Genomic DNA, 11,982 nt, shown 5'->3' with positions numbered 1-11,982 from the left:
GAACCTCTCGGCGGGTGAGGCGGCCACCTAGCAGTGCGCTTCTGACTCGGCAAGGGGGCAATTCGCTTCCCCGGCAATTTTCTTGCCCGGCCGGGCGGGGCGAAAAACGCGCTCGCATTTGCCGCCGGCGGGGCTTTGGCAATGGCGTGGCCTCTGCTACCCTCGCGCGACACGTTTTTCCCGACTCTCGCGGATCGATCGCATTCGCTCTTCGTATGGCATTTCAGCAGGAGGAGGATCGCCATGACGTCCGACCATTTGACGCGCCGAGGGCTGTTGCAGGGCGGCGTCGCCGTCGCGGCGACCGTGCCGGCGCTGGGCGGCGCATCGACCGTCGCCGCGCAACCCAGGCAGGAAGGAGGCCGCATGACCCCCGTGGAACTCACCGTCAACGGGCGCGAAGTGCATCTTCAGCTTGATCCGCGCACGACATTGCTCGACGCGCTGCGCGAGCATCTGCATCTGACCGGCACCAAGAAGGGCTGCGACCACGGCCAGTGCGGCGCCTGCACCGTGATCGTCGAGGGCCGCCGTATCAACAGCTGCCTGACGCTCGCCGTCATGCACGATGGCGAGAAGGTGACGACGATCGAAGGCCTCGGCACGCCCGAAAAGCTCCACCCGATGCAGAAGGCCTTCATCGTCCATGACGGCTATCAGTGCGGCTATTGCACGCCGGGGCAGATCTGTTCCGCCGTGGCGGTGCTGGACGAGATCGAGGCCGGGGTGCCGAGCCACGCGACGGTCGACCTAAACAAGGTGGCGCTGAGCGACGCCGAACTGCGCGAGCGGATGAGCGGCAATATCTGCCGCTGCGCCGCCTATCCCAACATTATCGCCGCGATGCGCAATGTCGCCGGGGAGGCCAAGGCATGAAGCCCTTCACCTATGAGCGCGCGACCAGCTTGGAGCAGGCCGCGAAGGCGGTGGCGAGCGTGCAGGGCGCCCGCTTCATTGCCGGCGGCACCAACCTGCTCGACCTCATGAAGCTGCAGATCGAGACGCCGGCCCATCTGGTCGACGTGAACCGGCTGGGCTTGGACAAGATCGAGAAGACGCCGGAGGGCGGGCTGCGCATCGGTGCGCTGGTGCGCAATACCGATCTCGCCGCGGACGCAACCGTGCGGCGCGACTATGCGGTGCTGAGCCGCGCGCTCGTCGCCGGTGCGTCAGGCCAGCTTCGCAACAAGGCGACGACGGCGGGCAACCTGCTCCAGCGCACGCGCTGCCCCTATTTCTACGACACGCGCATGCCCTGCAACAAGCGGCGCCCGGGCAGCGGCTGCGCTGCGCTGAAGGGCATCAGCAGGGGCCTCGCCATCATCGGCACCAGCGATGCCTGCATCGCCCAGCACCCGTCCGACATGGCGGTGGCGATGCGGCTGCTCGACGCGACGGTGGAGACGGTGGATGCCGCCGGCGGCCGCCGCGCGATCCCGATCGCCGACTTCCACCGGCTGCCGGGCGATACGCCCCATGTCGAACATACATTGAAGCCGGGCGAACTCATCACGGCGGTGACCCTGCCCCGGCCGCTGGGCGGCACCCATGTCTATCACAAGGTGCGCGACCGTGCCTCCTACGCCTTCGCGCTGGTTTCGGTGGCGGCGGTGTTCGGCAAGGATGGCAGCGCGCGTTTCGCCTTCGGCGGCCTGGCGCCCAAGCCCTGGCGGGTCGCGGCGGCCGATGCCGCGGCGCCTTCCGGCGCGAAGGCGGTGGCGGAGGCGGCGCTCGCCGGAGCGCGGCCCACCGAGCAGAACGGGTTCAAGCAGGGACTGACCGCGCGCACGCTCGCCTCGGTCTTCCGGCAGAAGGAGGCAGCGGCATGAAGTTCGATACGCCCGCAACCACCAATCCCATCGATCGCGGCCGCGTGGTCGGCATTCCGCACGACCGGATCGACGGCGCGGCGAAGGTCACCGGCACCGCGCCCTATGCCTATGAGCGCCACGATGCGGCGCCCAAGCCCGCCTATGGATGGATCGTCGGATCGGCGATCGCCAGCGGCACGATCCGCTCGATCGACCTGAAGGCGGCGGAGGCCGCGCCCGGCGTGCTGGGCATCGTCACCTATGAGAATGCCGGGCCGCTGGAGAAGGGCGATTTCAACACCGCCCGCCTGCTTGGTGGGCCGAAGGTCGAGCATTATGAGCAGGCGGTGGCGCTGGTCGTCGCGGACACGCTGGAAAATGCGCGCGACGCGGCGAAGCTGGTCCAGATCGACTTTGCGCCCGCCACCGGCCGCTTCGACCTCGCTGGCGAGCGTGCCAACGCCGTCAAGCCCAAGGCGAGCTTTGGCAGCGAGCCCGATACCAGCGTCGGCGATTTCGACGGTGCCTTCGCCAAGGCAGCGGTGAAGGTCGACCAGACCTATACCACGCCCGACCAGAGCCATGCGATGATGGAGCCGCACGCGACCATCGCGGCGTGGAACGGCGACATGCTGACGCTCTGGACCGCGAACCAGATGGTCGCGTGGGGTGTCGGCGACGTCGCCAAGACGCTGAAGATCAAGAAGGAGAATGTCCGGATCGTCTCGCCCTACATCGGCGGCGGCTTCGGTTCGAAGCTGTTCGTGCGGGCGGACGCTCTGCTGGCGGCACTGGGCGCGCGGCAGGTGGGACGGCCGGTCAAGGTCGCGATCGCCCGGCCGCAGATCCCCAATAACACCACGCACCGGCCTGCGACGATCCAGCGAATTCGCCTCGGCGCGGACCGCAATGGCGTGATCGACGCGATCGCGCACGATGTCTGGTCGGGCGACCTGCCCGGTGGCGGGCCGGAAACAGCCGCGCAGCAGACGCGCTTGCTGTATCGGGGCGCCAACCGCATCACGACCCACCGGCTCGCGACGCTCGACCTGCCCGAAGGGAACGCGATGCGCGCGCCCGGCGAGGCGGTGGGCCTGCTGGCGCTGGAGGTCGCGATGGACGAGCTGGCCGAGGCCTGCGGCGTCGATCCGGTAGAGCTGCGCATCCGCAACGACGTGCAGTTCGATCCCGAGGCCGGGCCGCAGCGTCCCTTTTCCAGCCGCAAGCTGGTCGAATGCCTGCGCCAGGGCGCAGACCGCTTCGGATGGAACCGCCGCAACCCGAAGCCCGGACAGGTGCGCGATGGCCGTTGGCTGGTGGGCATGGGCATGGCCAGCGCCTTTCGCAACAATCTGGTCCAGACCTCCGGCGCGCGGGTTGGCGTGGACGCTGAGGGCCGGGTGACCGTTGAGACGGACATGACCGACATCGGCACGGGCACCTATACCATCATCGGCCAGACGGCGGCTGAGATGCTGGGCGTGCCGCTGGAGGCGGTGACGGTGAAGCTGGGCGACAGCCGCTTCCCGGTCTCGGCCGGGTCGGGCGGGCAGTGGGGCGCCAACAGCTCCACGGCGGGCGTCTATGCCGCCTGCATGGCGCTGCGCGCGAAGCTGGCGGAAAAGGCGGGCTTTGCTGCCGACCAGACCGATTTCGAGGACGGGCTGGTGAAACAGGGCAACCGTTCGCAAAAGCTGGGTGCTCTCGCCGGGCGCGAGGGCCTGTGGGCCGAGGACAAGATGGAATATGGTGACCTCGAGAAGCGCTATGCCCAGGCGACCTTCGGCGCCCATTTTTGCGAGGTGGGCGTGGACGTCGACACCGCAGAGGTACGCATCCGCCGCATGGGCGGGGCCTTCGCCGCCGGCCGCATCCTCAATCCCAAGTCCGCGCGCAGCCAGGTGATCGGCGCGATGACCATGGGCGCGGGCGCTGCGTTGATGGAGGAACTGGTGGTCGACACGCGCTTCGGCTTCTTCGTCAACCACGACATGGCGGAGTATCAGGTGCCGGTGCATGCCGACATTCCGCAGCAGGACGTGCTGTTCGTCGACGAGCTGGACGACAAGTCTTCGCCGATGAAGGCAAAGGGCGTGGGAGAGCTGGGTATCTGCGGGGCGGGGGCGGCGGTCGCCAATGCGATCTACAACGCCACCGGGGTGCGGCTGCGCGACTATCCGCTGACGATCGACAAGCTGCTGCGCCACGCCGACGGGACGGCCATCGCCTGATCGCCTTTCCTTTCCGGTGACGCCCCGCGATCGGCGATGTTGCGTTACGCCCTATCCAAGACCGGGTCGGCGGGTATAGGACGGTAGCGTTACCACCGGGAGGGGAGGTCACGATGGCGTTCATAGAACATCCGCTGCGACGACAGGTCGTGGGGGAAATGCACCTGCGCCGGCTGCCGGGCTTCGAGCCGCCCGCCCGGCTGATCCAGGTGGTGCGCATGGTCGCGCCCGAGGACCGCGAGGATGAGCGTGCAGCGGTCGACAGCATGCCCCGGCTGGACCGGCCGGAGCATCGCCATGCCACCGGGCGCTGGTCCCCGGATGTCGCCGCGATGTGGGAACTGCACAGCGAGGCAAGCACTGCATCGCTGATCTTCTGTGGAGCGGCGGCAGCGCCGTTCGACTGGCAGCCTTTCACCGATCCCGCGCGGCTGCAGGCCATGGCATGGCTGGACGCCCTGCCGGGCGAGGTGGTGCGCGCCAACCATGTCCTGCTGGTGGAGGATGACAGGCAGGCGCAGGACGCGGTCGCCGCCGCCGATTTCGACGGCGACCATCTGGTCAGCTGCCACATCGCCGGAGGCGGGCGCATCTGGGCCGATTTCCGCATCCATGAGGATGGCATGGGGCGCATGGTGTTCGCCGCCAACGGCATGGCGAGCGGCGACATCGCCCGCGCGCTCCAGCGGCTGCAGGAACTGGGAAATTACCGCAACCTCGCGCTGCTGGGCCTGGCCATCGCCCGCGACAACTGGACGAAGCTCGATACGCTCGACCAGCGGCTCGCGCAGATCGGGCTGGCGTTGACGACGGACCAGTCCCGCGATGACGATCTCTTGGCCGACCTCACCGGGCTGTCTGCCGAGCTGCTGAGCGTTGCCGGCCATTGCGACTACCGGCTGAGCGCGACCGCCGCCTATGCCCAGATCGTGGGGGAAAGGCTGCGGGAACTGGATGCGCGGCCGATCCCGGGCTTCCAGTCGCTCGCCGATTTCACGGCGCGGCGCTTCAACCCGGCGGTGCGCACCTGCGCCGCCTTCACCGCGCGCCACGCGCAACTGAATGACCGGACAGCGCAGTTCACGGCGCTGCTGCGCACACGGATCGAGACGCGCATCGAGAACCAGAACGGCCGGCTGCTCGCCTCCATGGACCGCAGCGCGCGGATGCAGCTGCGCCTGCAGCACTTGGTGGAAGGATTGTCGGTGGTAGCGATCAGCTATTATGCGCTCGGCCTGCTGTCCTATCCGGCCAAGGCGGCAGAGAAGCTGTGGCACGGATTTTCGTCGACCCTGGCGCTTGGCCTGGCGGTGCCGCTGGTTGTACTGGCGGCGTTCCTGCTGCTCGGCCGCCTCAGGAGGCGCCTGATCTCTCTACATTGATGGCGGCGGGGCGAGCCTGTCCGCCAGGGCGAGGAGCCGTTCGGCCTGCACCAGATGGGGCCGGTCGATCATCCGGCCTTCCAGCAGAAGTGCGCCAGCGCCGTCGTTCGTGCGGAACGCCTCCACCACCGCCCGGGCGTGGCGCAGTTCCTGCTCGGTCGGGGTGAACCCCCTGTTTATGATCTCCACCTGGCGGGGATGGATCGCCATCATGCCGGTGAAACCATCCCTCCGGGCGCGGGCGACATAAGCCGTGAGGCCATCGGCATCGCCCACGTCGGGATAGACCGTCTCTATCGCGGCCACTCCCGCGGCGTGGGCGGCGAAGAGGGCGAGCGAGCGGACCAACTCATAGGGGGGGGTATAGCGGCCGTCCGGCTCGCGCGATGTCGTGGCGCCGATCGCCGCCGGCAGGTCCTCCGCTCCCCAGGTGAGGCCCGCCAGCCGCTCGCCCACGGTTGCATAGCTCCCGAGCGCAAAAAGCGCGGCGGGTGTCTCCGTGGCGATCGGGAGGATGGGAACGGAAAGCTCGCCCATCAGGGCGGCGATGGCGTCGATGCTTGCGCTTCCCTCCGCCTTGGGCAGGACGATGCCGTCCGGCGCGCCGGGCATCACGGCTTTGAGATCAGCCGCGGTGAGGCCCGTCGCCAGCGGATTGACGCGCACGAAGGCTGGAATGGGGCGTTCGGCGGAGAGCCATTCGGCGAGGGCGGCGCGCCCTGCGGCCTTCCGCTCCGGCAGGACCGAGTCCTCCAGGTCGAGGATGATCGCGTCGGCCCCGCTGGCGGCCGCCTTGGCGAAGCGATCGGGCCGGTCGGCGGGAACGAAGAGCAGCGAGCGCAGGATCATGCGTCGGACCGCTTGATCAGCGCTGTGCGCAGGCATTGGCAGACGACCTCGTCGCGCTGGTTCCGCAGACGATGGGTGAAGGTGACGATGCCGGCGGTGGGCCGGGACCTGCTGGGTTTGAGGTCGGTCACTTCGGTCTCGCAGCGGAGCGTGTCGCCGATGAAGACCGGGTTGGGCATGATCAGCTTGTCGTAGCCGAGATTGGCGACCAGCGTGCCCAAGGTCGTGTCGCCGACCGACAGGCCCACCATCAGCGCGAAGGTGAAAGTGCCGTTGACGAGGATCTGTCCGAACTCGCTCGCCCGCGCCGCCTCGACGTCGATATGGAGCGGCTGGGGATTGTGGGTCATCGTCGAGAAGAGGAGATTGTCGGTCTCCGTCACGGTGCGGCGGATTTCATGGGCGATGCTGTCGCCCACCTGCCACTGGTCGAAATATCTGCCTGCCATCCTGACCTCCCGATCCTGCCGACGCCGTGCTAGTCCGCCTTCTCGATCTTGGCCAGCAGCGCTCCTTCACTCACCTGCCCGCCTTCGGCCGCGTTCAGCTCCGTCACGGTGCCGTCGAAAGGCGCGACCAGGCTGTGCTCCATTTTCATGGCTTCGAGGGTAAGCAGCTTCTGGCCCTTGGTGACCCGCTCATCTGGTGAGACGGCGACGGCGATGATGCGGCCCGGCATGGGCGACAGGATTGCCCCGTCGGAGGCTGCGCCGGTGGCAGCGCCCGATACGCGCAGCGGGCCGATCCGCCAGGTTTGTCCCTCTTCGGTCCAGAACATCTCTGAAGGCGGGTCAGCGGGGCCAGCGAGCGGCTTCTGATCCACATAGTCATGGAGCGGCATGTGCGCCGTCCTGATCTGGCCATTGACCGCCAGTACGACCTCCCGCCGAGGCGGGGCGTTCAGCCGGAATCCGGCCAGCGCCTGCCGCCCATAGTCTCCGGTGGAATCGGACAGCAGATCGTCCGAGGGCGCATCCGGCGGCATCAGCGTTTCGCCCGCCCGCTCGATAAGGCCGGTGTCCACCGATCCGGCGACGAAATCCGGGTGATCGAGCAGGTTCATGAGAAAGGCGGCATTGGTACGAACGGGCCAGATGACGCTGTCGTTGAGCGCGCGGACCAGATCTTCGCGTGCACCCTCGCGGTCGCTCGAGTGGGCGATCATCTTGGCGATCATCGGGTCGTAATAGGGGGAGATACTCGCACCCTGATAGACTCCCTTGTCGATACGGACGCTGCCGTCGAGTTCGAACCGCTCCAGTCTGCCGATGCTCGGCAGGAAGCCCTTGGCCGGGTCTTCGGCATAGAGGCGCGCTTCGATGGCGTGGCCGTTGATCGACAGTTCGTGCTGCTTCTTCGGCAACGGTTCGCCCGACGCGACGCGGAGCTGCCATTCGACGAGATCGACGCCGGTGATCTCCTCGGTCACTGGATGTTCGACCTGGAGCCGGGTGTTCATCTCCATGAACCAGACGCGGTCGGGCTTGATATGGCCGGCCGAACCGTCGGCGATGAATTCGATCGTGCCCGCGCCGACATAGTCCACCGCCTTCGCAGCGCGGACGGCGGCGTCGCAGATGGCGGCGCGGGTGAACTCGGTCATGCCGGGCGCCGGCGCTTCCTCGATCACCTTCTGGTGGCGACGCTGGAGCGAGCAGTCGCGCTCGAACAGGTGGACGACATTGCCATGGGTGTCGCCGAACACCTGCACCTCGATATGGCGCGGGTTGGTGATATATTTTTCGAGCAGCACGGCGTCGTTGCCGAAGCTGGACGCCGCCTCGCGCCGACAGGAGGCGAGTGCTTCGGCGAAGTCGGCTGCCGCATCGACCTTGCGCATCCCCTTGCCACCGCCGCCCGCGACCGCCTTGATGAGGACGGGGTAGCCGATGGCGTCGGCCTCGGCCTTCAGGCGCGCCTTGCTTTGGTCCTCGCCCAGATAGCCGGGCGTGGTGGGGACGCCAGCGTCCTGCATCAGCTTCTTGGCCGCGTCCTTGAGCCCCATGGCGCGGATGCTGTGAGGCCGCGGCCCGACCCAGATGAGCCCGGCGTCGATCACCGCCTGCGCGAAATCGGCATTTTCGGACAGGAAGCCATAGCCGGGGTGGATGGCTTCCGCGCCGGTCGCCTTCGCGGCGGCGATGATCTTCTCGCCGACCAGATAGGATTCGCGCGCCGGCGATGAGCCGATATGGACCGCCTCATCAGCGGATCGGACGTGGAGCGCCTGCGCGTCGGCGTCCGAATAGACCGCGACGGTGCGGATTCCCATCGCCCGCGCGGTGCGGATGATGCGGCAGGCGATCTCGCCCCGATTGGCGATGAGGAGGGAGGCGATCATGGTTGGCTCCGATCAATCCTCCCCGAGCTTGTCTCGGGGAGGGGGACCATGCGAAGCATGATGGAGGGGGTGTCGCGATGCTCAAAGACAGAGCGCCCAAGGCGCGGGGAAGCATCGGCAAGGCGCGCCGGCTGCGACGCGCGATGAGCTTGCCGGACGTGCTGCTGTGGCAGGTGCTGCGGTGCCGTCCCGGCGGGCCCAAGTTCAGGCGCCAGCATCCGAGCGGCGTCTTCATTCTCGACTTCTATTGCAGCGATGCCCGGCTCGCGATCGAGGTCGATGGCGGCGTACATGACCGGGGCGACCGGCCCAACAAGGACGCGGTGCGGGGTGATTGGTTCGCGGCGCAGGGTATCCTGACCTTGCGTGTCCCAGCGCGAGATGTGCTGGTCGATCTGGATGAAGTCGTGCGCTTCATCGTGGCACAAGCGGAGGCGTGGCTGCCCCTCCCCTACCCGGCTGCGCCGGGCGGTCCCCCTCCCCCAGACAAGCTGGGGGAGGAATGACAAGAGCGCGCCTGACCGCATCACATCCGGAACACGCCAAACTGCGCGCGCTGTTCGATCGGCGCGTTCAGCGTGGCGGCGAAGGCTAGGCCCAGCACGTCGCGGGTCTGTGCGGGATCGATGACGCCGTCGTCCCACAAGCGCGCGGTGGCGTAATAGGGATTGCCTTCATCCTCGAAGCGCTGGCGGATCGGCGCCTTGAAGGCTTCGGCCTGTTCGGGCGTCCAGTTGGCGGCGTCGCGGTTGACGGTCGCCAGCACGCTCGCCGCCTGCTCTCCGCCCATGACCGAGATGCGGCTGTTGGGCCAGGTGAAGAGGAAACGCGGGCCGTAGGCGCGCCCGCACATGCCGTAATTGCCCGCGCCGAAGCTGCCGCCGATCAGCACGGTGATCTTGGGAACCTGCGCGGTGGCGACGGCGGTGACGAGCTTTGCGCCGTTCTTGGCGATCCCCTCCGCCTCATATTTGCCGCCGACCATGAAGCCGGAGATATTCTGGAGGAACAGCAAAGGTATGCGCCGCTGGCAGGCGAGTTCGATGAAATGCGCGCCTTTGACCGCGCTCTCGCTGAACAGGACGCCGTTATTGGCGAGGATGGCGACCGGCATCCCCCAGATATGGGCGAAGCCGCAGACGAGCGTGGTGCCGTAGAGCGCCTTGAACTCGTGGAATTCGCTGCCGTCCACGATCCGCGCGATCACCTCGCGCACGTCATAGGGCGCGCGGACATCCTGCGGCACGATGCCATAGAGATCGCTCGCGTCGTAAAGCGGCGCGCGCGGGTCGCGCAGGTTGACGTCCGGCATGGCATCGGGCTGGAGGGTCGAGACGATGTCGCGGACGATGGTCAGCGCATGGTCGTCATTCTCTGCGACATGATCGACCACGCCCGATTTGCGACCGTGGAGGTCGCCACCGCCGAGATCCTCGGCGCTGATGACCTCGCCCGTCGCCGCCTGCACCAGCGGCGGGCCGGCGAGGAAGATGGTGCCCTGGTTGCGGACGATGACGCTTTCGTCGCACATCGCCGGGACATAGGCACCACCCGCCGTGCAGCTGCCCATGACGCAGGCGATCTGGGGGATGCCGCGCGCCGACATCTGCGCCTGATTGTAGAAGATGCGGCCGAAATGGTCCTTGTCCGGGAAGACCTCCGCCTGGTTGGGGAGGTTCGCGCCGCCGCTGTCGACGAGGTAGACGCAGGGCAGGCGGTTTTCGAGCGCGATCTCCTGCGCGCGCAGATGCTTCTTCACCGTCATCGGGAAGTAGGTGCCGCCCTTCACCGTCGCATCGTTGCAGGCGATCATCACTTGTCGGCCGGCGACGCGGCCGATGCCGGCGACGATGCCCGCACCGGGCACTTCATCATTGTAGAGGCCGTTGGCGGCGAGCTGGCCGACTTCGAGGAAGGGGCTGCCGGGATCGAGCAGCCGTTCGACGCGGTCGCGGGGGAGCAGCTTGCCGCGCGCGACATGCTTGTCCCGCGCGCTGTCCGATCCGCCGCGCGCGGCGGCGGCGACCTTTGCGCGCAACTCATCCACCAGCGCGCGATTATGCGCGGCGTTGCTGCGGAAAGCGTCGCTGTCGGGCGAGAGTTTCGTATCGAGGACGGGTGCGCTCATGCCCCGATCAGCTCCCGGCCGATCAGCATGCGACGGATCTCGTTGGTGCCGGCGCCGATGTCGAGCAGCTTGGCGTCCCTCATGTAACGCTCCACCGGCCAGTCCTTCGTATAGCCCGCCCCGCCCAGCGCCTGCACGGCTTCGAGCGCCACCTTCATCGCATTCTCGCTCGCCAGCAGGATCGCGCCTGCCGCGTCGAAGCGGGTGGTGCGCCCCGCGTCGCATGCCTTTGCCACGGCATAGACATAGGCGCGGGCGGAATTAAGCGCGACATACATGTCGGCAACCTTCGCCTGCATCAGCTGGAAGCTGCCGATCGGCTTGCCGAACTGCTTCCGTTCCCGGACATAGGGCAGCACCACATCGAGGCAGGCCTGCATGATGCCGAGCTGTATGCCCGACAGCACGGTCCGTTCATAGTCCAGGCCGGACATCAGCACGCCGACGCCACCGTTGAGCGGCCCCATGACATTCTCCTCCGGCACCTCGCAGCCGTCGAACACCAGCTCGGCCGTAGGCGATCCGCGCATGCCCATCTTGTCGATCTTCTGGCCGATCGAGAAGCCGGGGAAATCCTTCTCGACGATGAAGGTGGTGATGCCGCGCGATCCCTCGCCGGTCTTCGCATAGACGACCAGCGTGTCGGCATAGGGGGCGTTGGTGATCCAGAACTTCGTGCCGTTGAGGATGTAGCGGTCGCCCTTCTTCTCTGCCTTGAGCTTCATCGACACGACGTCCGAGCCGGCGCCCGCTTCCGACATGGCGAGGCTGCCGACATGTTCGCCGGAAATCAGCTTCGGCAGATATTTCGCTTTCTGCGCTTCATTGCCCCAACGGCGCAGTTGGTTGACGCAGAGGTTGGAATGCGCGCCGTAGGAGAGACCCACCGAGGCTGACGCCCGCGCCACTTCCTCCTGCGCGACGACATGCTCCAGATAGCCGAGGCCGAGGCCGCCGAACTCCTGCTCCACCGTAATGCCGTGCAGGCCGAGCTCTCCCATGGCCGGCCACAGGTCGCGGGGGAACCAGTCCTCCGCGTCGATCCGCGCGGCAAGCGGCGCGATCCGCTCGGCAGCAAAGCGGGCAGTGGTCTCGCGGATCAGGTCCGCATTTTCGCCCAGGGCGAAGTCGAAATCAGCCATGGCACCTCTCTTCCCGGGCCATCTTCTAGCGGAAGGGGGAAAGATATGAAAATTGAAGTTTCGATAACGACAGCATAGACAGCATCTATTCAGCGATC

The 11,982-nt window shown here is 67.2% G+C and carries 10 protein-coding genes; 5 read left to right on the top strand and 5 right to left on the bottom strand.

Features of this window, described 5'->3' with window-relative positions; genetic code table 11:
• Positions 1–243: 243 nt before the first annotated feature.
• The 4 genes from paoA (at position 244) to M529_RS27485 (ending at position 5,424) form a co-directional block, all read left to right on the top strand.
• Complete coding sequence (paoA, locus tag M529_RS27500) at positions 244–876, top strand: aldehyde dehydrogenase iron-sulfur subunit PaoA (protein WP_021316487.1); 633 nt, start codon at positions 244–246, stop codon at positions 874–876.
• Entirely contained in the window at positions 873–1,829 is a 957-nt protein-coding gene (locus tag M529_RS27495; protein WP_021316486.1) for an FAD binding domain-containing protein, read from the top strand. Before paoA ends, M529_RS27495 begins: the two co-directional genes overlap by 4 nt.
• Positions 1,826–4,042 (top strand): aldehyde oxidoreductase molybdenum-binding subunit PaoC, encoded by a 2,217-nt coding sequence (gene paoC / locus M529_RS27490; protein WP_021316485.1) that lies wholly within the window; start codon positions 1,826–1,828, stop codon positions 4,040–4,042. Before M529_RS27495 ends, paoC begins: the two co-directional genes overlap by 4 nt.
• Positions 4,043–4,155: 113 nt before the next feature.
• Positions 4,156–5,424, top strand: a complete 1,269-nt coding sequence (locus tag M529_RS27485) for a DUF3422 domain-containing protein (RefSeq protein WP_021316484.1) — start codon at positions 4,156–4,158, stop codon at positions 5,422–5,424.
• Here M529_RS27485 and M529_RS27480 read toward each other — a convergent pair.
• The 3 genes from M529_RS27480 to M529_RS27470 are packed head-to-tail and all read right to left on the bottom strand — an operon-like array spanning position 5,416 to position 8,614.
• Positions 5,416–6,273 carry an HpcH/HpaI aldolase/citrate lyase family protein gene (locus M529_RS27480; protein WP_021316483.1) on the bottom strand — a complete coding sequence of 286 codons (858 nt, stop codon included), beginning with the start codon at positions 6,271–6,273 and terminating at the stop codon, positions 5,416–5,418. The genes M529_RS27485 and M529_RS27480 overlap by 9 nt on opposite strands.
• A complete protein-coding gene (locus M529_RS27475) occupies positions 6,270–6,722 on the bottom strand; it encodes a MaoC family dehydratase (protein WP_021316482.1) in 453 nt (150 codons plus the stop codon). Before M529_RS27475 ends, M529_RS27480 begins: the two co-directional genes overlap by 4 nt.
• A gap of 29 nt (positions 6,723–6,751) precedes the next feature.
• Complete coding sequence (locus M529_RS27470) at positions 6,752–8,614, bottom strand: acetyl/propionyl/methylcrotonyl-CoA carboxylase subunit alpha (protein WP_021316481.1); 1,863 nt, start codon at positions 8,612–8,614, stop codon at positions 6,752–6,754.
• 77 nt (positions 8,615–8,691) lie between these two features.
• Here M529_RS27470 and M529_RS27465 point away from each other — a divergent pair, with 77 nt between their 5' ends.
• Positions 8,692–9,120, top strand: coding sequence for an endonuclease domain-containing protein (locus M529_RS27465; RefSeq protein WP_021316480.1), 429 nt, complete (start codon positions 8,692–8,694; stop codon positions 9,118–9,120).
• Between the two features lie 20 nt (positions 9,121–9,140).
• On the opposite strand, the gene M529_RS27460 is transcribed toward M529_RS27465, so the two are convergent.
• The gene (locus tag M529_RS27460) at positions 9,141–10,742 is read right to left on the bottom strand and encodes a carboxyl transferase domain-containing protein (RefSeq protein ID WP_021316479.1); all 1,602 of its coding nucleotides are present in this window, start codon (positions 10,740–10,742) and stop codon (positions 9,141–9,143) included.
• Complete coding sequence (locus M529_RS27455) at positions 10,739–11,884, bottom strand: isovaleryl-CoA dehydrogenase (RefSeq protein WP_021316478.1); 1,146 nt, start codon at positions 11,882–11,884, stop codon at positions 10,739–10,741. The genes M529_RS27460 and M529_RS27455 overlap by 4 nt, the downstream gene beginning before the upstream one ends.
• Positions 11,885–11,982: the final 98 nt, after the last annotated feature.

Source organism: Sphingobium ummariense RL-3 (genome assembly GCF_000447205.1).
Classification (GTDB): domain Bacteria; phylum Pseudomonadota; class Alphaproteobacteria; order Sphingomonadales; family Sphingomonadaceae; genus Sphingobium; species Sphingobium ummariense.
The sequence above is the reverse complement of the archived record's forward strand: the minus strand, read 5'-3'. Positions and strand labels throughout refer to the sequence as shown.

Bases quoted from the DNA above. Each gene is read 5' to 3' on its own strand.
- paoA (WP_021316487.1), top strand. From the start codon at position 244: ATGACGTCCGACCATTTGACGCGCCGAGGGCTGTTGCAGGGCGGCGTC.
- M529_RS27495 (WP_021316486.1), top strand. From the start codon at position 873: ATGAAGCCCTTCACCTATGAGCGCGCGACCAGCTTGGAGCAGGCCGCG.
- paoC (WP_021316485.1), top strand. From the start codon at position 1,826: ATGAAGTTCGATACGCCCGCAACCACCAATCCCATCGATCGCGGCCGC.
- M529_RS27485 (WP_021316484.1), top strand. From the start codon at position 4,156: ATGGCGTTCATAGAACATCCGCTGCGACGACAGGTCGTGGGGGAAATG.
- M529_RS27480 (WP_021316483.1), bottom strand. From the start codon at position 6,273: ATGATCCTGCGCTCGCTGCTCTTCGTTCCCGCCGACCGGCCCGATCGC.
- M529_RS27475 (WP_021316482.1), bottom strand. From the start codon at position 6,722: ATGGCAGGCAGATATTTCGACCAGTGGCAGGTGGGCGACAGCATCGCC.
- M529_RS27470 (WP_021316481.1), bottom strand. From the start codon at position 8,614: ATGATCGCCTCCCTCCTCATCGCCAATCGGGGCGAGATCGCCTGCCGC.
- M529_RS27465 (WP_021316480.1), top strand. From the start codon at position 8,692: ATGCTCAAAGACAGAGCGCCCAAGGCGCGGGGAAGCATCGGCAAGGCG.
- M529_RS27460 (WP_021316479.1), bottom strand. From the start codon at position 10,742: ATGAGCGCACCCGTCCTCGATACGAAACTCTCGCCCGACAGCGACGCT.
- M529_RS27455 (WP_021316478.1), bottom strand. From the start codon at position 11,884: ATGGCTGATTTCGACTTCGCCCTGGGCGAAAATGCGGACCTGATCCGC.